General features: G+C 33.6%; 21 protein-coding genes and 1 pseudogene. 11 read left to right on the forward strand and 11 right to left on the reverse strand.

All coding sequences use genetic code 11. The features are described 5' to 3' along the window. A pseudogene (locus AST99_RS10990) lies at positions 1-405 on the reverse strand (radical SAM protein); the annotation flags it as partial. 364 nt (positions 406-769) lie between these two features. Between AST99_RS10990 and AST99_RS10995 the strand changes: the two are divergent. From AST99_RS10995 to era, 4 genes are all read left to right on the forward strand, one after another. Further along, positions 770-2,047, forward strand: coding sequence for a DEAD/DEAH box helicase (locus tag AST99_RS10995; RefSeq protein ID WP_057781884.1), 1,278 nt, complete (start codon positions 770-772; stop codon positions 2,045-2,047). A gap of 6 nt (positions 2,048-2,053) precedes the next feature. Next, positions 2,054-2,278, forward strand: coding sequence for a VF530 family protein (locus tag AST99_RS18455; protein ID WP_083495668.1), 225 nt, complete (start codon positions 2,054-2,056; stop codon positions 2,276-2,278). A gap of 51 nt (positions 2,279-2,329) precedes the next feature. Further along, on the forward strand, positions 2,330-2,737 hold the full coding sequence (locus AST99_RS11000; RefSeq protein ID WP_057781885.1) for a hypothetical protein: 408 nt from the start codon (positions 2,330-2,332) through the stop codon (positions 2,735-2,737). A gap of 138 nt (positions 2,738-2,875) precedes the next feature. Then, positions 2,876-3,760 carry a GTPase Era gene (era, locus tag AST99_RS11005; protein WP_057781886.1) on the forward strand — a complete coding sequence of 295 codons (885 nt, stop codon included), beginning with the start codon at positions 2,876-2,878 and terminating at the stop codon, positions 3,758-3,760. Between the two features lie 4 nt (positions 3,761-3,764). On the opposite strand, the gene AST99_RS11010 is transcribed toward era, so the two are convergent. Further along, a complete protein-coding gene (locus AST99_RS11010) occupies positions 3,765-4,259 on the reverse strand; it encodes a hypothetical protein (protein ID WP_057781887.1) in 495 nt (164 codons plus the stop codon). Between the two features lie 88 nt (positions 4,260-4,347). On the opposite strand from AST99_RS11010, the gene der reads away from it, so the two are divergent. Together der and AST99_RS11020 are read left to right on the forward strand one after the other, a co-directional pair. Beyond that, positions 4,348-5,655 carry a ribosome biogenesis GTPase Der gene (gene der / locus AST99_RS11015; RefSeq protein WP_057781888.1) on the forward strand — a complete coding sequence of 436 codons (1,308 nt, stop codon included), beginning with the start codon at positions 4,348-4,350 and terminating at the stop codon, positions 5,653-5,655. 211 nt (positions 5,656-5,866) lie between these two features. Continuing rightward, positions 5,867-8,572, forward strand: a complete 2,706-nt coding sequence (locus AST99_RS11020; protein WP_057781889.1) for an outer membrane beta-barrel protein — start codon at positions 5,867-5,869, stop codon at positions 8,570-8,572. A 7-nt stretch (positions 8,573-8,579) separates the two neighbouring features. On the opposite strand, the gene AST99_RS11025 is transcribed toward AST99_RS11020, so the two are convergent. The 6 genes from AST99_RS11025 to AST99_RS11050 all read right to left on the reverse strand — a co-directional run bounded on the left by AST99_RS11025 (position 8,580) and on the right by AST99_RS11050 (position 12,913). Next, the gene (locus AST99_RS11025) at positions 8,580-9,512 is read right to left on the reverse strand and encodes a mechanosensitive ion channel family protein (RefSeq protein WP_083495669.1); all 933 of its coding nucleotides are present in this window, start codon (positions 9,510-9,512) and stop codon (positions 8,580-8,582) included. Positions 9,513-9,731: 219 nt separating this feature from the next. Further along, entirely contained in the window at positions 9,732-10,505 is a 774-nt protein-coding gene (locus AST99_RS11030; RefSeq protein ID WP_057781891.1) for a TPM domain-containing protein, read from the reverse strand. 46 nt (positions 10,506-10,551) lie between these two features. Then, the gene (locus AST99_RS11035) at positions 10,552-10,992 is read right to left on the reverse strand and encodes a TPM domain-containing protein (protein ID WP_057781892.1); all 441 of its coding nucleotides are present in this window, start codon (positions 10,990-10,992) and stop codon (positions 10,552-10,554) included. 6 nt (positions 10,993-10,998) lie between these two features. Further along, positions 10,999-11,598, reverse strand: a complete 600-nt coding sequence (locus AST99_RS11040; RefSeq protein WP_057781893.1) for a LemA family protein — start codon at positions 11,596-11,598, stop codon at positions 10,999-11,001. Positions 11,599-11,612: 14 nt separating this feature from the next. Then, a complete protein-coding gene (locus AST99_RS11045) occupies positions 11,613-11,942 on the reverse strand; it encodes a MerR family transcriptional regulator (RefSeq protein WP_057781894.1) in 330 nt (109 codons plus the stop codon). Next, positions 11,942-12,913: a M23 family metallopeptidase gene (locus AST99_RS11050; RefSeq protein ID WP_057781895.1), complete on the reverse strand. Its 972-nt coding sequence runs from the start codon at positions 12,911-12,913 to the stop codon at positions 11,942-11,944. The genes AST99_RS11045 and AST99_RS11050 overlap by 1 nt, the downstream gene beginning before the upstream one ends. A gap of 227 nt (positions 12,914-13,140) precedes the next feature. On the opposite strand from AST99_RS11050, the gene alaS reads away from it, so the two are divergent. From alaS to AST99_RS11065, 3 genes are all read left to right on the forward strand, one after another. Next, entirely contained in the window at positions 13,141-15,759 is a 2,619-nt protein-coding gene (gene alaS, locus AST99_RS11055) for an alanine--tRNA ligase (RefSeq protein WP_057781896.1), read from the forward strand. A 3-nt stretch (positions 15,760-15,762) separates the two neighbouring features. Next, positions 15,763-16,719, forward strand: a complete 957-nt coding sequence (locus tag AST99_RS11060) for a GSCFA domain-containing protein (protein ID WP_057781897.1) — start codon at positions 15,763-15,765, stop codon at positions 16,717-16,719. Between the two features lie 246 nt (positions 16,720-16,965). Next, positions 16,966-17,580 carry a DUF4230 domain-containing protein gene (locus tag AST99_RS11065; protein ID WP_057781898.1) on the forward strand — a complete coding sequence of 205 codons (615 nt, stop codon included), beginning with the start codon at positions 16,966-16,968 and terminating at the stop codon, positions 17,578-17,580. On the opposite strand, the gene AST99_RS11070 is transcribed toward AST99_RS11065, so the two are convergent. Beyond that, entirely contained in the window at positions 17,575-17,880 is a 306-nt protein-coding gene (locus AST99_RS11070) for a rhodanese-like domain-containing protein (RefSeq protein ID WP_057781899.1), read from the reverse strand. The genes AST99_RS11065 and AST99_RS11070 overlap by 6 nt on opposite strands. A 106-nt stretch (positions 17,881-17,986) precedes the next feature. On the opposite strand from AST99_RS11070, the gene AST99_RS11075 reads away from it, so the two are divergent. Continuing rightward, positions 17,987-18,745: an enoyl-CoA hydratase/isomerase family protein gene (locus tag AST99_RS11075; protein ID WP_057781900.1), complete on the forward strand. Its 759-nt coding sequence runs from the start codon at positions 17,987-17,989 to the stop codon at positions 18,743-18,745. 180 nt (positions 18,746-18,925) lie between these two features. On the opposite strand, the gene AST99_RS11080 is transcribed toward AST99_RS11075, so the two are convergent. Both AST99_RS11080 and AST99_RS18750 read right to left on the reverse strand, forming a co-directional pair. Beyond that, positions 18,926-19,477: a DUF4136 domain-containing protein gene (locus tag AST99_RS11080; RefSeq protein WP_057781901.1), complete on the reverse strand. Its 552-nt coding sequence runs from the start codon at positions 19,475-19,477 to the stop codon at positions 18,926-18,928. Positions 19,478-20,042: 565 nt separating this feature from the next. Further along, the gene (locus AST99_RS18750; RefSeq protein WP_198151491.1) at positions 20,043-20,207 is read right to left on the reverse strand and encodes a C1orf53 family protein; all 165 of its coding nucleotides are present in this window, start codon (positions 20,205-20,207) and stop codon (positions 20,043-20,045) included. Positions 20,208-20,256: 49 nt separating this feature from the next. Here AST99_RS18750 and AST99_RS11085 point away from each other — a divergent pair, with 49 nt between their 5' ends. Then, entirely contained in the window at positions 20,257-20,586 is a 330-nt protein-coding gene (locus AST99_RS11085; protein ID WP_057781902.1) for a hypothetical protein, read from the forward strand.

Consider the following 20,586-nt stretch of genomic DNA (forward strand, 5'->3'; position numbering starts at 1 on the left):
TTTATTGGCGGTTTCAAAAATACCATGAATTAATTTTTTTAAATTTTCAGAAGAAAAAAATGTTGGTGTGCCTCCGCCTAAATGAATTTCTTTAATGTTTGGTTTATCTTCTAAAACCTCACAATACATACTCCATTCTTTCAACACCATATCTATATAAGGCACTTCAACACTATGTTGTTTTGTTATACGTTTGTTACATGCACAAAACGTACACAGACTCTCGCAAAAGGGTAAATGAATGTAAAGGCTTATACCTTCGGAGGTATTAGATTCTTTAAAGGATTTTTTAAGTGTTGCTATCCAGTTTTCTAAAGTTATACCTTCTTGATCCCAGTAGGGCACTGTGGGGTAGCTAGTGTAACGAGGTCCTGGAATATTATATTTCTGAATTAAATTATGCATGTATAATAATATTTAACGTTAAGAACAGTCATAGTTCTCAAGCATATAAAGGGATTGCAAAAATACGATTTATTTAGGTGTTGTTTTACACTTTTAAGAATATTGTAGGGCTTAATTTTAATACGGTTAAATCTTTTTAAAGATGCAATTTATAGCTGTTTATTCGTACTTTTATTACGGATAGCAGTGTTGAGAAATTGTTTAAAATAACCTAATTATTAGATGGTTAAGTCTTGCGTTGTAGATTCAAATTGTGTAAGTCTTCTTAAAATGATGCTATTCATGGAAAATTAAACGTACTTTTGCAACTTCATAAAGAATGATATCAAAACAAATAGGATATCATTTTCTTCAATACTAATGTATGTCATTTAATTCACTAGGCCTATCTGATGCCTTATTGAAAGCAATCAATAAAAAAGGATACGACACGCCATCTCCAATACAAGAAAAAGCAATTCCACCCATTTTAGAAGGGAAGGATGTATTAGCATCGGCACAAACAGGTACAGGTAAAACCGCGGGTTTTACATTACCATTACTTCAAATTTTAAGCGAAGGAACTACTAAAAGAAATCGTCCTGTACGAGCTTTAATATTAACGCCAACACGAGAATTGGCAGCACAAATTTTTGAAAACGTAAAAGAATACAGCGAGTTCTTAGATATAAGATCGGCTGTAATATTTGGAGGCGTTAATCAGCGTCCGCAAGTTGCACAACTTAGACGTGGTGTAGATGTTTTAGTTGCCACACCAGGTAGATTATTAGATTTATGCAACCAAAATGTATTGTCTTTATCGAGTGTAGAGATTTTTGTTTTAGACGAAGCAGACCGTATGTTAGACATGGGGTTTGTAAGAGATATTGAACGTATAATTAAGTTAATTCCTAAGAAACGTCAGAATTTAATGTTTTCTGCAACCTTTTCTAAAGACATTAAAAAATTAGCAAATGGTATCTTAACCTATCCGGTTTCTGTAGAGGCTACTCCAGAAAATACGACTGTTGAGGTGATTCAGCAAAAAGTGTTTCGTGTTGCTAAAGGAAAGAAAACAGGATTAGTTATAAAATTAATCTCTGAAGGGAACTGGCAACAAGTTTTAGTGTTTACTAGAACTAAGCATGGTGCAAATAACTTAACAAAGAAATTAATTTCTTCTGGAATTACAGCGGCAGCAATTCACGGTAACAAGAGTCAAGGTGCTAGAACTAAAGCTTTAGCAGGGTTTAAAGATGGTAGTATTCGAGTTATGGTTGCAACAGATATTGCAGCTAGAGGTTTAGATATTCCGTTATTACCACACGTTATAAATTTTGAAATTCCTAATATTTCTGAAGACTATGTACACCGTATTGGTAGAACAGGTCGAGCAGGAGCAAGTGGAGAAGCTATTTCTTTAGTTAGTGCAGATGAAACCTCTTTCTTAGCCGATATTCAAAAATTAATCGGGATGAAAATTCCTGTTGAAATTATTGAAGGTTTTGAACCCGATCCAAATGCATCTACAGAGCCTATAAAACAAGGTCAAGGCCGTTCTAGAAACCAGCGTCCTAAAGCTGGAGGCAATAAAACAGGAAATAGAAATGCTAAAAAAAGTAATACATCAAACTCAGGTCGCAGATCAAGAGATAGAAGATAATATGTTATGAGTAGTCAGCCAAATAATCCATTACACGGTGTAAAATTAGAACAAATTTTGGTCGAATTAGAAGCACATTACGGTTGGGAATATATGGGGCATACTATTAATATAAGATGCTTTACACAAGATCCGTCTATTAAATCTAGTTTAAAGTTTTTGCGTCGGACCCCATGGGCGAGAACAAAGGTTGAGCAGATGTATTTAAGGATGCTTAAAAATAATAAGTAAATTTACTTTATTATTTAGTAAATTTATTCAAATCAATGTAAACCAATTCACATGAAAAAATCAGTATTAGTTTTGGCTTTAGCCTTAAGTGTAACAGCATTTTATAGCTGTGATTCAACAAAATCAACGACTTCAACTTCAGATACGGCAACATCAATATCAAATATGGGTATAGATCAGTTGCAGTCTTACTTTATGAATAGCCCAGAAACTCAAGAAAAAGTACAAGATGCTATAGTTTCTAATCCAAGTTCTTCTGTAAGTACTCAAGTTGCAGATTATTTAACAACAAGTTCAGATACATCATCTCTAATTACAGATTATTTATCTGGTTCTGGAACTAAAGCGAAATTATTACAATACGCTATGAGTAATCCTGAATTAACAAGCAAGGTTATGAGTTATATTTCTAGTAACCCAGATATTTTAAAACAAGCCATGAGTTTAATAGGGATGTAATCTTATTGAATCCAAATATAAAAAGCGATTAAGTCTATCTTAGTCGCTTTTTTGTGTTTAAAATGAAGTATTATGTTCGTAATAGCGGATTTAATAAACCAAGGTTGTAACTTTGCAACCACTAAAATGCAGTAAAATATGAATCACAAGGCCGGTTTTGTAAATATTATAGGAAATCCAAACGTAGGGAAATCTACATTAATGAATGCGTTTGTGGGTGAGAAATTATCCATTATCACATCTAAAGCACAAACTACTCGTCATCGTATTTTAGGAATTGTAAACGGAGATGATTTTCAGGTAATTCTTTCAGATACACCTGGAATTATTAAGCCTGCTTACGAGCTACAATCGTCTATGATGGACTTTGTGAAATCTGCATTCGAAGATGCCGATGTCTTAGTTTATATGGTAGAAATTGGTGAAACAGAATTAAAAGACGAAGCTTTTTTTGATAAAATTACAAATGCTAAAATCCCTGTATTATTACTATTAAATAAAATAGATAAATCAGACCAAGAGCAACTTGAAGCTCAGGTTGGGTTATGGAGTAGTAAAGTGCCAAATGCAGAAATTTTTCCAATTTCGGCTTTAGAAGGTTTTAATGTGTCTGAAGTTTTTAATCGTATTATCGAGTTACTTCCAGATTCTCCGCCATTCTATCCAAAAGATCAATTAACAGATAAACCGGAACGTTTCTTTATTAATGAAACCATTCGTGAAAAGATTTTACTTCACTATAAAAAAGAAATTCCTTATGCTGTAGAGGTCGATACGGAAGAGTTTTTTGAAGAAGAACAAATTATACGTGTGCGTTCTGTAATTATGGTAGAACGTGAAACCCAAAAAGGAATCATTATTGGTCATAAAGGATCGGCTTTAAAACGTGTAGGTGTAGAGGCAAGAAAAGATTTAGAAAAATTCTTCGGAAAGCAAATTCATCTAGAATTATACGTAAAAGTGAACAAAAACTGGCGTTCAAATTCTCAGCAATTGCGTCGTTTTGGATATAATCAGAAGTAAAACCCTATAAATTTAGGCTTTCTTTCATAAAACGATGTAATAAAATCATGTCGTTTTTACCTTTAGCACGTCCCGTACGGCCAATAAAATATAGCACAAACCAAAGTATAATCATGCTTATGCAAATGCTTAGCTGCATGCCGTATGTTTCGTTTAAAGCCCAGTTAGAATAACCCCAGATTCCAAATCCTATAAATAGCATAGCTACTACAAAATGTAGAAACATAAAGAGTGTCCATACTGTTGGGTTTGGCCCGAAAAGCCCGTGAATACTACAAGTGTTGTCTTCTAGTGCATTAATTTCAAGATGCAGTTGTGGCGACCAAAAGTGTTGTTTGTGTTTGGGTATTCTAATAAATACATGATCGTCTACTCGAGAGATTATATACTGCGACTGACTCGCTTTCAACTCTTCAAAAACAGATAAAACAGTTTCATTATGCTTAGGTAAGTTTAAATTAAATCTTGGCCGAAGCACAATGTCATTCTCTAATTTCATGTTTTTTCATCCGGTTTAAAAAGAATGCGTTAAAATACAGTTTTTTCTTAAATATCTAAACACTACCTTTGCAGACAATTAAAAGTGTATGAGTAATATAGTAGCCATAGTAGGAAGACCAAATGTTGGTAAGTCAACATTTTTCAATCGTTTAATACAACGTAGAGAAGCCATAGTAGATGCCGTTAGTGGTGTTACACGTGATAGACATTACGGAAAAAGTGATTGGAACGGGAAAGAGTTTTCTTTAATCGATACCGGAGGATATGTAAAAGGGAGTGATGATGTGTTTGAGGCTGAGATCGATAAACAAGTAGTGTTAGCTATTGAAGAAGCAGATGCCATTATTTTTATGGTTGATGTAGAGACTGGAGTAACAGGTATGGATGAAGATGTCGCTAAGCTGTTGCGAAAAGTGACTAAACCTGTATTCTTGGTAGTTAATAAAGTAGATAACGGAAAACGTGCTGAAGATGCTGTAGAGTTTTACTCATTAGGTTTAGGCGAATATTTTACCGTAGCGAGTATTAATGGTAGTGGTACAGGAGATTTATTAGATGCTCTTGTTGAAGCATTGCCTGAGCAAGAGGAAGAAGAAGAGGAAGATGCTTTACCTCGTTTTGCAGTAGTCGGACGTCCAAATGCAGGAAAATCATCGTTTATTAATGCCTTAATTGGTCAAGAACGATACATTGTAACTGATATAGCAGGAACCACACGTGATTCTATCGATACGAGATATAATCGTTTTGGGTTTGAATTTAACTTAGTCGATACGGCTGGAATTCGTAGAAAATCTAAAGTAAAAGAAGATTTAGAATTCTACTCTGTTATGCGTAGTGTACGTGCTATAGAACATAGTGATGTATGTATTATTGTGTTAGATGCCACACGTGGGTTTGACGGACAAGTACAAAACATTTTCTGGTTAGCAGAACGTAACAGAAAAGGAATTGTTGTTCTTGTAAATAAGTGGGATTTGGTCGAAAAAGAAACCAACTCTGCTAAAGAATACGAGAGACAAATTCGTCGCGAGATGGAACCGTTTACAGATGTGCCCATTGTATTTATTTCGGTGTTAAACAAACAACGTATTTTTAAAGCAATAGAAACAGCTGTTGAGGTGTATAAAAACAGATCTAAGAAAATTAAAACAAGTGTTTTAAACGAAGTGATGTTACCTATTATAGAAAACTATCCGCCACCAGCTTATAAAGCGAAATACGTAAAAATTAAGTTTATCACACAGTTGCCAACACCGCAACCACAATTTGCATTTTTCTGTAATTTACCACAGTATGTAAAAGATTCTTATAAACGATTTTTAGAAAATAAATTACGTGAACATTTCGATTTTAATGGAGTTCCTGTAAGCGTTTATATGCGTAAGAAATAATAATATATTTTATTTAAATATTATAGCCCATTCTTTAAGTGAGAATGGGCTTTTTTTGTGTTTTAAGTGTGCCTTAAATTCAAGTTTTATAAAATAATTTACATATCAAATTAAACTTTTAGCGTTTTGTAAAGTCCAATTAACTAGAGCACTAGTGTGCGTAAAATACTCTAGTTTAATAACAAACAAACTTTTTCTGAAACCCATCTTTATGAAATATATATGCATTATATTTTTATGCTTATTCACTATCATTACGCATGCTCAATCTGAAAAATTCGAAATATCAGGAACATTAATTGCAGCCGATATTAATGAGCCTTTAGAAGCCGCTACAGTCTATTTACAGCGTATTCAAGATAGTTCTTTAGTTGCTTATGGTATTACAAATCAGAAAGGGGAATTTCAAATAGAAGGTAAAACTCCAGATCAGCAATTAAATATTTTTATGTCTTATTTGGGTTATAAAACCTATGCTAAAGTAATTGATATGTCGTCAGACGAGATTCAATTACCAGCCCTTTTATTAGAAGCAGAAGACAATACTTTAGATGAAATCTTAATAAAATCTGCAGCACCAATTACTTTTAAAACCGATACTTTAGAGTATAATGTAAAGTCTTTTAAAACCAAGAAAGATGCGAATGTAGAAGATGTTTTGAAAATTTTACCAGGTGTAGAAATTGATGAAGATGGTGTTATTACGGTAAATGGAGTGGTGGTTGATAATATTTTAGTGAACGGAAATTCTTTTTTTGGAGATGACCCCACAATTGCGACGCGTAATTTAACGAAAGACATTATAAAGAAAATACAAATTGTAGATACTAAAACTAAAGATCAAGCTTTTGCTGGTGAAGCTGGAGACCAAGAAAATAAAACCATTAACCTGACTATTGAGGAAGATAAAAACAGAGGTCAGTTTGGACGTCTTTCTGCAGCAGGAGGTACAGACGATCGTTACGAAATGTCTGGGATTTACAATCGGTTTAACGATACTAGACGTTTTAGTGTCTTAGCAGGAGGCAATAATATTAATGCTCCTGGATTTAGTAATTCTGAACTTAATGATACCTTTGGTCGCGGAGGGAGTAGAGCTTTTGGTAGTAGCGGAGACGGTATCATAACTTCTAAAAATATAGGGGCTAATTATACAGATGCACCCTCAAAATCTAAAGAGTTTAGTACCGATTATTTTTATGCGCGAAGTGATTCAGATGAAAATCAGAAAGTAAATAAAGAAATATTTTTACCAGACTCTAAATACTATACTGCAGAAGAATCTAGTAACTTTCAGACCAATCAGAGTCATAAAGCAAATTTGTCTTTCGAGACTGAATTAGATTCTACTTTAATGATCTCACTAAGGCCAAAATTTACAACCAATACAAGCAATAGTGAATATTATAGCGAAGAACAATCTTTTAATGAAGAAAGAACGCTTACCAATCAATCTACAAGTCAGATTAGCAATTCAAGTGAATCACAGGAATTTTCTGCAGATTTAAGAGCAACAAAACGTATAGGTAAAAAAGGAAGTTTCTTGCGTTTATCTATGGGGGGAGAAATTAACCATAACGATTCCGATAAATACTCTGCATCCGAAACCAATTATTTTGGAGATAGTTCTAGTGACGAGATTAGAAATCAGTATGAAGATGGTAAACAACACGAAACCCAAACCAATTCATCTGTAAGATTTCGTTTGCCTATTATTGAAAAGAAATTAACCTTAGATCTTAATTATGATTACAGAAGTGTAATTTCAAAAAGTAAATTATTTACTTATGATTTTAATGAAGATCAAGACGATTTCACCGATTTTAATTTAGATCAGAGTACAGATTTTAAAAACGATAATATTACATCTTCTCCAGAAATAGGATTAAGATATAACGACGATAAATGGTATTTTAGAACTGAAGCTGGTTACGATATTATTACATTGTCTTCTGAAGATGCACTGCGTACTGAGCTTAATTTTGATCAGGATTTTACCAAATTGAAACTGAGTACGACGTTTGGGTATCGAATAAAATCTAAACTCTCTACACGGTTTCAATACCGATTAAGAAATGAGGCACCAAGTATTTCGCAATTACAACCCTATATAGATATTAGTAATCCATTGCACATTGTAAAAGGAAATCCAACCTTAGAAATGACTCAGAATCACAGGATGCAATTGCGATTTAATACCAATAATTATAATAAACAATTTGGGTTTTTTGGTTATGCTAATTTAAGTATCCTGGATAACGATGTTGTTAGTCAGTCTGTGATAGACGATAATTTAATTAAGACTACAACTTATGTAAATGTAAACGGAAGCTATACTTTAAATGTGCGTTTAAATATGTCTAAAAAAGTGAAGTTAGACTCCATATCTAGTTTAAAATTTATAGTTGGTTTGGGACCAGATCTTAATCGTTCGGTGAATTTTAATAACGATGTGCAATACACCAGTACAGTACAAGCTTTATCGCCATCGCTTAGTCTGCTTTACGAAATACCAGATGTTTTTGAGGTTGAAACTAGATACTCATCAAAGTTTTCAAAAGGAACGTATAGCATCGATTCGTTTGATGATAATGCCTTTACCATTCATAATCTAAGATTAAATACGGCGACTTATTTTCCTAAAAACTTTGAGTGGCGAAACAATATAAACTTTAACTATAATTCTAATATATCAGATGGTTTTCAGAAAAGTTCTTGGTTCTGGAATAGTACAGTTTCATACGCTATCTTAAATGATAATGCTTACATTACACTAAAGGCTTACGATATTTTAAACCAGAATACCAATGCACGCCGTGTTGTAAGTCAAGATTACATTCAAGATAGTGAAAGCAATGTGCTACAACAATATTTCTTACTAGGCTTTAGCTGGAAATTTAATAGTTTAGGAACCTAATACAAGTTTAGTGTTGCTGTGGTTTTAGATTTCTACCTTCTATAACAACACGTGTTCTTGGTAAGCTATCTGGATAGTTTTTCTGGATATATTCAATCATTTTTTCTCGAATATATACACGTAAATCCCATGCTATTGGAGAGTTTCTTGCACTAACTAGAATCCTAGATTCTACAGTTGTTTCTTTAGATTCTGTTACCTGAAGTACGTTTACTTTTCCATCCCATAAATCACTGCCTTCCAATAGGCGCGTTAATTCAGTTCTTAAATCGTCAAAAGGAATATTGTAGTCTGTATATAAAAAGATGGTACCCATAATATCTGCATTATTTCTGGTCCAATTCTGAAAGGGTTTTTCTAAGAAATAAGAAGAAGGTAAAACCAAGCGTCTTTTATCCCAAACGCGAACCACAACATAGGTAAGATTAATTTCTTCAATCCAACCCCATTCGCCTTCAACGACCACGGCATCATCAATTCTAAAGGGTTGAGTTATGGCGATCTGAATTCCCGCAAGTAATGCTCCAACTACTTTCTGGGCTGATAAACCTAGAATAATCCCTGCAACTCCAGCAGAAGCAAATAAACCAACCCCAAACTTTCTAATACCATCAAACGACAATAATATTAGACCCGTAGCCATAATAATTATCACAAAAATCATAACCTTTTCTAGGATGTTAAATTGAGTATATATTTTTCTAGAATGTAAATTGTCCTCCTGAGAAATATCGTAATGTTTTAAGAATCTTGTTTTCAGTTTATGTAATACCTCAATGCTAATCCAAGCAGAAATAGCAATCATGAAGTTCTGCTTTTGTGAAATCAAAACTGTGAAATCTAAAGTTGTAAGTCTAGTAAGCAGTCTTGTTAAAGGATTTAAGCAAATTACAAGAACTAATAAAAGACCAGCGATTATGAGATTTGTATATTTTTTCATGCATTAAAAATTTTAGTTGAAGTCTTAAGGAACTTCTTGTTTTATTACGCTATGAAATATTACGAGATTACCGAAAAGGCGTGAGTATACACGAAAATCACATAGCTTTTTCTTTAAAGTTAAAGAAAAAAAGATGAAATAAAGAAGCATAAAGCCATGAACTGATGAGAAATCAGATTAATAAAAAATATAGGAAATAAATTGAAAATTTGATAATGTTTACCAGCTTCCGCCAGCACCGCCACCACTAAATCCACCGCCTCCGAAGCCGCCACCAAAACCGCCGCCGCCTCCAAAGCTTCCACCTCCAGAAGACGATCCAAATCCACCACCGTAACTTCCGCGCCCCATATTACTTAAAATAATGGCATCTAAAATGCTTGTAGGTCTACGGTTATTCCCGTTGCCACCGCCTCCACCACCGCGTTTATTTTTGGAAATGGCTATGACGAAAATGATGAATATGAAAATCATAAAAATGATTTTCTCTATTGGAATGTTAGTCGTTGTTGTGTTTTGTCTGCTACCTTGGTATTCGCCCATTAAGAGCTGAAAAATAGCATCGGCACCTTTATCTAAACCAGAGTAAAAACTACCGGTTTTAAATTCAGGAATAATTACATTTCTAGTAATTTCTCCTACAATTCCTGCTGTAAGTTTATGCTCGACACCGTAACCTGGAGAGATCCATATTTTACGGTCGTCTTTAGCTAAAAGTATAAATACACCATTGTCTTCTTTGGCTTGACCAACACCCCATTCCTGAGCCCATTTAGGTGCCAATAATCCAATATTTTCACCTTTAGTTGTCGCTATAATAGCGACCACAATTTGTGTAGATGTGGTGTCTGAATATTTTACAAGTTTGTTCTCTAAAGCGCTCTTTTCTGTAGAAGATAATAAGTTGATATAATCGTAAACACTGGTTTGAAATTCTGGTTTATCTGGAATATTAAATTGTGCTGTAACCAATTGCGAGAAGCAAAATAGCATACAACAACATGTGATTAACCAAGTGTGTTTTAAGTTTTGCACGATTTTATCCGTTTGAAATTTCGTTAGGTAATTCGTTAATGTCTGAAGCATCCCAAGGGAAATTAGCCTGAAGTTCTTTTCCTGCTCTTAGTACTCCTGCTACAAGGCCTTCTTTAAATTTACCTTGTTTAAAATAAGATTGAATAACATCTTTTGTGGTGTCCCAGAAATCATCGGCTACCACATCATTAATGCCTTTGTCTCCGTATATCACAAATGTTTTGTCTGCTACTGCTACATAAATAAGTACACCATTTTGTAGTTTGGTGTTATCCATTTTAAGCATGTGAAAAACTTCCATAGCGCGTTCGTAAACGTCTATGGAAGCTGTGTTTTCTATATGAATTCGGATTTCACCAGAAGTCTCATTTTCAGCCTGACGAATGGCTTCGACAATCTCACTTTCTTCATTCTGACTAAGAAATCGTTCTACTTTAGAATTCATAATATTTTATTTGAAATCAAAATCGACATCTACAGGCTTTTCAGCTCCTGCTTCAGCATCGAAATACGGTTTAGCATCAAAATTAAACAAACCTGCTAATAAAGAATTAGGGAATGTTTTTACGTGATTGTTATACGGCTTAATAGTCTCGTTATATCGTACACGAGCAGTCTGTATTGTGTTTTCTGTACTGGTTAACTCGTCTTGTAGTTTTAAAAAGTTCTGGTTAGATTTTAAATCAGGATAACGTTCTACAGAAACTAATAATCGAGATAAAGCACTACTTAAACCACCTTGAGCTTCATTAAATTGTTGTAACTGTTCAGGTGTAATATTTTCTGGGTTAATTGTAGTCGAGGTTGCTTTTGCACGTGCCTCGATAACATCTGTTAAGGTCGATCTTTCAAAATCAGCAGCACCTTGCACTGTTTTGACAAGATTGCCTATAAGATCGTTTCTGCGTTGGTAAGAGGTTTGTACATTACCCCAAGCTTCACCTACATTTTCGTTTAAAGTTACAGCTGTATTATTAAAACCGACACCCCATTTATAGAATCCCAATACAATAACTGCAATAATAATTACAGGAATTAGCCATTTTTTCATAATTGTTTAGTTTTTTAAAGTTGGTTTTTAATTCTGATTAGTTGACTTTTTATGTTTTCTAATTTGTCAATTATATCAAAGTTAGTTAAAGTTTTTTTCTTTTCTTCCTTTAAATGGACTTTTGCGCCATCTAACGTAAATCCTCGTTCTTTAACTAAATGAAAAATTAATTTAAGATTTTTAATGTCTTCTGGTGTGAATTTTCTATTGCCTTTGGCATTCTTTTTAGGCTTAAGAACATCGAATTCTTTTTCCCAAAAGCGGATTAAAGAGGCATTAACACCAAATGCTTTGGCGACTTCGCCAATACCATAATATCGTTTTTCAGGTAAATCTATATGCATTAATCTAGCGATTGGTTTTCTAAAGAAGCTTTTTCTAAAAGACTGTTATATTCTTCTGGTGTTAAACTTCCGTAATAGAAATTTGTTGGGTTAATACGGTCTCCGTCTTTAAAGATTTCGTAGTGTAAATGTGGGGCTTCAGAACGCCCTGTGCTCCCTACAAATCCGATAAGATCTCCACGTTCAACCTTTTGGTTTTTCTTCACATTGTATTTGTAAAGGTGAGCGTATAAACTTACGTAACCGTAACCGTGGTCTATTCTAATGTGGTTTCCGTAACCTGTAGAATGGTTGTCTGCACGAACAACAATACCATCGCCAGTAGCATAAATAGGTGTGCCTCGTGGCGCTGTAAAGTCCATGCCATAATGAAACTTACGCGCTTTGGTAAACGGGTCTGTTCGGTAACCGTAACCAGACGCTATACGTGTTAAATCTACATTGTTTACAGGTTGTATCGCTGGAATAGCTGCTAATAATTTTTCTTTATCATCTGCTAGTTTAGCAATTTCATCTAACGACTTAGATTGAACTACAATTTGTTTTTGAAGCACGTCTAATTTTTTGCTGCTTTCAACAATAAGTTTAGAGTTATCGTAACCTTCTAAACCTTTATAACGGTTTATACCTCCAAACCCAGCCTTACGTTGTTCTTCAGGAATAGGATTAGCTTCAAAATAAATTCTATAAATGTTGTTGTCTCGATCTTCAATACTTGCCAACACTTCAGAAGCTTCATCCATTTTTTTGTTAAGCATATCGTAGTGCAACTGCATGTTTGTTAATTCACGCTTTAGGGCTTTCTCTTTGGGAGATTCTACAAATTGACTGGTTATAGAGATGGTTAAAAAACCAAACAAAGCTGCTGCTAATAAAAACGCTAATATAAACTTAAATGTATTCCGTTTTTTACGCTCTATTTTACGGTAAGAAAGCGTCTCAGAATCATAATAATATTTTACCTTACTCATTATCTAATTTATACTATTTTTGCAATTATATTGTGTAACACATGGTGTTAAATCACAGGTTTTAGGCAAACCTACAAAAAATATTTTCGTTGCAAATTTAACAAACAAATGACAATATTTTGTGTCTAGCTTTAGGCAAACCTTAATTTAACAATATATTTGCACTTTAAAACTAGAAAACGACTTTTTAAAAGTAGTCAATTTAATAACAGTTTGTTACATATTATATGAAATCTCAAGACATTCGCTCTAAATATTTAGAATTTTTTAAAAGTAAAGGCCATACCGTAGTGCCTTCTGCACCAATGGTTTTAAAAAACGACCCGACGTTAATGTTTGTTAATTCTGGAATGGCACCGTTTAAAGAGTACTTTTTAGGGCAAGCTAAACCTGTGAATAACCGTTTAACAGATTCTCAAAAATGTTTACGTGTTTCTGGAAAGCATAACGATTTAGAAGAAGTTGGTTACGATACCTATCACCATACATTGTTTGAAATGTTAGGGAACTGGAGTTTTGGAGATTACTTTAAAAAAGAAGCCATTGCTTGGTGTTGGGAGTTGTTAACCGAGGTGTATGGTATAGATAAAGACATTTTATATGTTACCATTTTTGAAGGTGATGAAGCAGATGGTACACCAATGGACCAAGAGGCTTACGATTTTTGGAAAGCCATTGTGTCTGAAGACCGTATTCTAAAAGGAAATAAGAAAGATAATTTCTGGGAAATGGGAGATCAAGGGCCATGTGGACCTTGTAGTGAGATTCATGTAGATATTAGATCGGCTGAAGAAAAAGCTAAAGTAGATGGTAAATCTTTAGTAAATGCAGATCATCCGCAGGTTGTAGAAATTTGGAACTTGGTTTTCATGCAATACAACAGAAAAGCAAACGGAAGTTTAGAAACACTGCCTAATAAACATATCGATACCGGTATGGGGTTTGAGCGTTTGTGTATGGTTTTGCAAGGCGTACAGTCTAATTACGATACCGACGTGTTTACACCAATTATTCGTGAAATTGAAACTATTTCTAAAACCTCTTATGGTAAAGACGAGCAAGTAGATGTGGCTATTCGTGTGATTTCAGATCACGTGCGTGCGGTTGCTTTCTCTATTGCAGACGGACAATTACCAAGTAATACCGGAGCGGGTTATGTGATTCGTCGTATTTTACGTCGTGCGGTTCGTTATAGTTTTACTTTTCTAGATCAAAAAGAACCATTCATCTATCGATTGGTAAATGTTTTAAGTAATAAAATGGGCGAGGCGTTTCCAGAATTAAAAGTTCAGAAACAACTTATCCAAAATGTAATAAAAGAAGAAGAAGTTTCATTCTTAAGAACTTTAGATCAAGGTTTAGTGTTGTTAAATGGTATTATAGAGAATGCATCTGAAGCTGTGATTTCTGGTGAAAAAGCTTTCGAATTATACGATACGTATGGATTTCCGATAGATTTAACGTCTTTAATTCTTCGTGAAAAAGGATTAAAATTAGACGAAGCAGGTTTTCATGCTGCTATGGAAAAACAGAAATCGAGATCGCGTTCTGCAAGTGAAATGTCTACAGATGATTGGACGGTTTTAATTGAAGATGCTGTTCAGGAATTTGTAGGGTACGATCTTTTGCAAGCACAAGTAAGAATAACACGATATAGAAAGATAGTGTCTAAAAAAGACGGTACCATGTATCAGTTAGTATTTAATCTGACGCCATTTTACCCAGAAGGTGGTGGACAAGTCGGAGATAAGGGGTATATAGAATCGGCAAATGGAAACATTACTTATATTCTAGATACCAAAAAAGAAAACAATGTAGTGTATCATTTGGTTAAAGAACTTCCAGAAGATATTACTAAAGTTTTAAGTGCAGCAGTAGATGTAAAACAGCGTAATAGAACCTCGAGTAACCATACAGCAACACACTTATTGCACCAAGCGTTACGAGAAATTTTAGGAGAACATGTAGAACAAAAAGGATCTGCAGTACATTCTAAACATTTACGTTTTGATTTTTCTCACTTTTCTAAAGTAACAAATGATCAATTAGAAGATATTGAGAATTTTGTAAATGCACGTATTGAAGGTAAGTTGCCTTTACAAGAGCAACGCAATATTCCGTTACAAAAAGCATTAGATGAAGGCGCAATGGCGTTGTTTGGTGAAAAATATGGAGATACTGTTCGCGCTATTCGTTTTGGTAAATCTGTAGAGTTATGCGGTGGTACTCACGTACAAAACACAGCCGATCTTTGGCATTTTAAAATCACATCTGAAAGTGCTGTAGCTTCAGGGATTCGTAGAATTGAAGCTATTACTGGAGATGCTGTTAAAGATTTTTATACAGATAATAGCGCCATTTATTTTGAGATGAAAGAGTTGCTTAATAATGCCCAAGAGCCTATTAAAGCACTTATTCATTTACAAGAAGAAAATTCTAGCCTTAAAAAACAAGTCGAAGTACTTTTAAAAGAGAAAGCTAAACAGGTAAAAGGCGAGCTTAAAAATGAAATTGAAACTATAAACGGGATTCAGTTTTTAGCTAAGGAAGTCGATTTAGACGCTGCTGGAATTAAAGATTTATCTTTTGAATTAGGCGGTACTTTAGAGCATGCCTTTTTAGTTTTTGGAACCGAACAAAACGGGAAAGCCTTATTATCTTGTTATATCTCTAAAAGTTTAGTGGAAAGTCATAAACTTAATGCCGGACAAGTGGTTCGCGAATTAGGAAAATATATTCAAGGAGGCGGTGGTGGCCAACCTTTCTTTGCAACTGCAGGAGGTAAAAAACCAGAAGGTATAGTAGAAGCATTAGATGCTGCTAAAAGTTATGTTGTAAACGCATAATTTATGAAGTTTTTCACCGAGATCCCAATACAGTATCACTCTGATAATCCAATCGATTATCAGTCTAAAATGTTGTTATTGGGATCTTGTTTTGTTGAAAACATAGGGAATAAGTTTGATTATTTTAAATTTAAAACACTTCAGAATCCTTTTGGTGTTTTATTTCAGCCCAAAGCTATAGAGCAGTTTATTACACATGCTTTAGAAGGAAAAGTGTATACGGAAAGTGATCTGTTTAAACAACAGGATGTTTGGCATTGTTATGATGCGCATTCTAAACTAAGCGGGTTAGACCAAGAGTCTGTATTAAACGGATTGAATTCAGCATTAGCAATTACTAAAACGTATTTAGAAACCGCATCGCATATTGTGATCACGTTAGGGACGGCATGGGTGTACAGACATTTAGATTCAGAGGTCTTAGTTGCAAATTGTCATAAAGTGCCGCAAAAGGCTTTTAATAAGGAATTATTAAGTCCTCAAGCAATTGTCAACGCTTTGCAGCATATAGAACGTTTAATAACTTCTGTTAACCCCAATGCGACTATTATTTTTACGGTGTCACCCATAAGACATACTAAAGATGGTTTTCAAGAAAATACGCGTAGCAAATCGCATTTAATTACTGCAATTCATCAGGTTTTAGACCGTTCAGAAACTAATACATTGTTTTATTTTCCGTCGTATGAAATTATGATGGACGAACTGCGGGATTATCGTTTTTATGCTACAGATTTAATACATCCTAGTGAAACTGCTATTGAGTATATCTGGGAAAAATTTAAGACGACTTGGATAGCTCCATCAACTTTGCCCATCATGAAAGATGTGCATGTTATCCAGAGTGGTTTACAACACAAACCTTTTAATGAAACCTCTGAGGCTCATCAGAAATTTTTGAAGACATTACAAGCCAAAATTATAGCGCTTCAAGAAAGAGTAGAAGGTCTTAGCTTTTAGATGTAAGAATTTATCGTGATATCCTTATTTCTAGTTCCTTATGACTAATTTTTGCGTAAATCGTCTAAAAAAATCGTAATTAATTATAATAAAAATTACTTTAGAGGTGCTATTAATCAATCTGTTAAGAGGCATCAGCGTCTATTAAGCATAATACAAATATGTGTAAGAAGTTGATGCTTTTTTTATGCACAAAAGTCACGCCTCATTAAACATATTTTATACCTTTAATTAAAAATTAAATTAATGCGAAATATAATTTTAGGTGTTTTAGTTGCGATAGTCTTATTCTTCACTTTTAAACATTTTAATACTAAGAAGGCAGACGAAGCTGAACTTCTTGAACAATCTATGTTAATACAAGAGCAAATTAAAAATGTAGGTAAACTAGTGGTTACCGAAGGACATTTTAGCGAAGTATTTTCTTATAAAGATTCTAGAGATGTGTTTCCTTATTTGGTTACTGCCGAAAAAAAAGCATTAGTTGTAGTGAATGCAGATGTTACTATAGCTTACGATTTAAGTAAGATTGTATATGATATTGATGAGGTGAACAAGGTTTTAAATATTACGTATATTCCTGATGAAGAAATTAAAATAAGCCCAGAATTTGAGTATTATGATATTCAGGCCGATTTTCTAAATCAGTTTGAAGCTAAAGATTACAATAAGATAAAAAATAAAGTGAAAGCTTCTTTAATGAAAAAGGTGGAACAATCTGAATTTAAGAAAAATTCAAAAAACAGATTAATTAGCGAGTTGGCAAAATTCTATATTTTAACCAATTCTTTGGGATGGACATTACAATATAACAACACACCAATAAGTCAAGAAGCTAGTTTGCAAGATTTAAAACTATAACAGTTTTTTTAAGGTTCTGTAGCTTCCGCCGTTAGTGGCTTCAATACCATTTATTAATAAATATTTTACTGCTTTAGCAGATCTTACACCGCTGGCACAACACACAATAAATGGTTTTTGTGTAGTTTTTAAGGTCGTTACCTTTTGTTGTAAATCGTCTATAGGGATATTTTCAGAGCCAATAATATGTCCGTTTTTATATTCTTTTTTTGTACGAACATCTAAAATTATGGCACCTCTAGATTTAAAATCTTCTATGTCCCGTTTTTGTTTTCTGAATAAAAAATCGAGTAAACCCATTCCTTTTTTTATAAAAATACGAGTTTTATTAGGAAAAATAAAGCATTCTAAGTCGTAAATTAAAAATTTCAGTATCTTCGATTTTCAATACTTAGTCAAATAAATCATGGAAAAATCTTTTGTAAAACAAGTCGTATTTGAAGGAGTAAGTACGATTACTTTTTACAATCCGCCACATAATGCATTGCCAAGTCACTTACTTAAAAAATTAGAAGAAGAGATTGTTATCGCGGGAAATAATGATGCCGTTCAGGTTGTTATTTTGGAAAGTGGAGGCGATAGAACATTTTGTGCGGGTGCTAGTTTTATTGAATTGATAAATATTGAAACTGAGGCAGAAGGGCTGCAGTTTTTCTCTGGTTTTGCAAAAGTGATTAATGCTATGCGTAACTGTCCGAAGTTTATTGTTTGTCCTGTACAAGGCAAAACTGTAGGCGGCGGAGTTGGTATTGCAGCAGCAGCAGATTATTGTTTGGCAACACAATTTGCTTCTATAAAATTAAGCGAATTAAGTATTGGAATTGGGCCTTTTGTAATCGAACCAGCAGTTAGCCGTAAGATAGGAGGAACAGCAATGGCTGAAATGACTATTAATGCAGAGCAATTTTACGATCCACAATGGGCGAAACAAAAAGGCTTATATGCTGATGTTTTTGAATCTAAAGCGACCTTGCATGAGGCCGTAAATAATTTGGTTAAGAAGTTAAAAACTTATCATCCGGAAGCTATGCAAGCCATGAAATCTGTAATGTGGAAAGATACGGCACATTGGGATGATTTACTTATTGAGCGAGCTAAAATAAGCGGACGCTTAGTTTTGAGCCCGTTTACAAAGCGTGTATTGCAGAAGTATAAAACAACATAACACCTCTTTTTGTAAGAATTTTATATGGTTTTCATATACTATCTATGGCTTTACTATGGCGTTGGTATTGATTAAGTATATATAAGTTAGTAGGTAGATGAAGCAATCTGAAAAATAGAAATAAAAAAAAAGAACCTATTTCTAGGTTCTAAGCACTATTTCTCTTTTTCAATGAAAAATTTAATTTTTTAATTCAGGCGGATAATTATCAATAATCTTAGCAACAAACTCTTGAATACGTTCTTCTTTCTTATTCATATTATCGTTTAAAACGCCAGTACCAACACCTTGCCAAATCAATTCTTTTTTGTTAGCATCTATTAAGTCTATGTATAATGTACCTTCTGTAGATCGTGTAACCGAAGTATTATTAAAATTGTTGTAATAATATGGACTCCATCCCCAACCATAACCATAAGGGCCCCAGCCCATATTGTTACTGTATACATTTACCTGTTCTCTAGCTTTAGTAAAAATACTAATTAACAAATCAGGATTTTCAGATTTTACAAAGCCTTTAGCTGTAAGTTCAGCTTCAATAGCATGAAGTATACGGCGTTTATCTATATCATTAATTTCTGCTTTATCAATACCTGTTTTATAAAAAGCGAATGTTTTATATTGATTAAAGTCTGTGGTTTTATCAAAATCAGAAGCGACCTTTACAGAGCTACATGAGCTTACTATTAAAAGTAAAGCTAATACCGGAACAAATTTTAAGATGTTTTTCATAGGTTTTAGTTTATAAGTTATTAATTAAATTATCGTCGAGGTAATTAAGAAGCATGACTTTTAAATTCGGTTTTACTTCCATAGTACGCTACATTGTATATACAGTTTCTTTGTTTTCTGCCCAACTACGTCTAGCTTTTTCGTTATTTGTAATACAAAACAATGTGGCTTTCAGTGGTCTAGAAGCTTATTTGTTTTTATCAAGAACCATACCAAACCACTATTTATAACATCACCCATCCAAAATCATCTCTATTATGGATACTTATCTAAGTTGCGCCTCTAAAAGGAGTACGAATGATATTCTGTATTGTCATAACTGCTATAGATCACGAACCATCGTGGATGATTGCATGTTTCAGCAATTTTCATTTCTCTGTCTTCATCTGCATGTAATATTTATACTATATAAAGTTGCTAAGGAATACCATTCCATATGAGACCTTCTAAAAGTTATTTATATCTGTTTTGCTAATCATGATGTGACAAGTAAACATTGTAATCGGTACTCCTAAAGTATAAAGAGTTTCAATATAATAAAAATGAAATTACGATATAAGCGGTCTTAAGATTTAAAACTATCTGTTTTTTTATCGTAACCATAGGGGCAATGTCTGCAACCACTTTTACAACAATATCCTCGTTTTAGATGGTATTGTTCTGTAAAACAGCGATAACCTTCTGGAGTTAAATAGTAATCGCCTTCTTCTACTGGAATAATTTTTTTCATGTTATGCAAAGATACTGTAATTTGTGCTGGTTTTTGAAACAGGCTAGTTATGATATTAATTTCAAAATTTTTTATACCCAAGGGATTTCAAGGTTTAACGTTATATCCGTTTGTGATTTTAAAATACGCAACCTTAAAATCTAATCGTGAATTAATTAATCATGAACGTATTCATTTAAAGCAACAATTAGAGCTTCTAATTTTTCCTTTTTATGTGCTTTATGGTATAGAATTTTTGGTGCGTTTGGTACAATATAAAAATGGGCATAAAGCGTATAGAAATATTTCTTTTGAACGTGAAGCGTATATTAACGAAAAAGACCTCAACTATTTAGAGTCGAGGTCTTGGTTTTCTTTTTTTAAGTATTATAAATTATAA

Source organism: Formosa algae, assembly GCF_001439665.1.
In the GTDB taxonomy this organism is placed as follows: domain Bacteria; phylum Bacteroidota; class Bacteroidia; order Flavobacteriales; family Flavobacteriaceae; genus Formosa; species Formosa algae.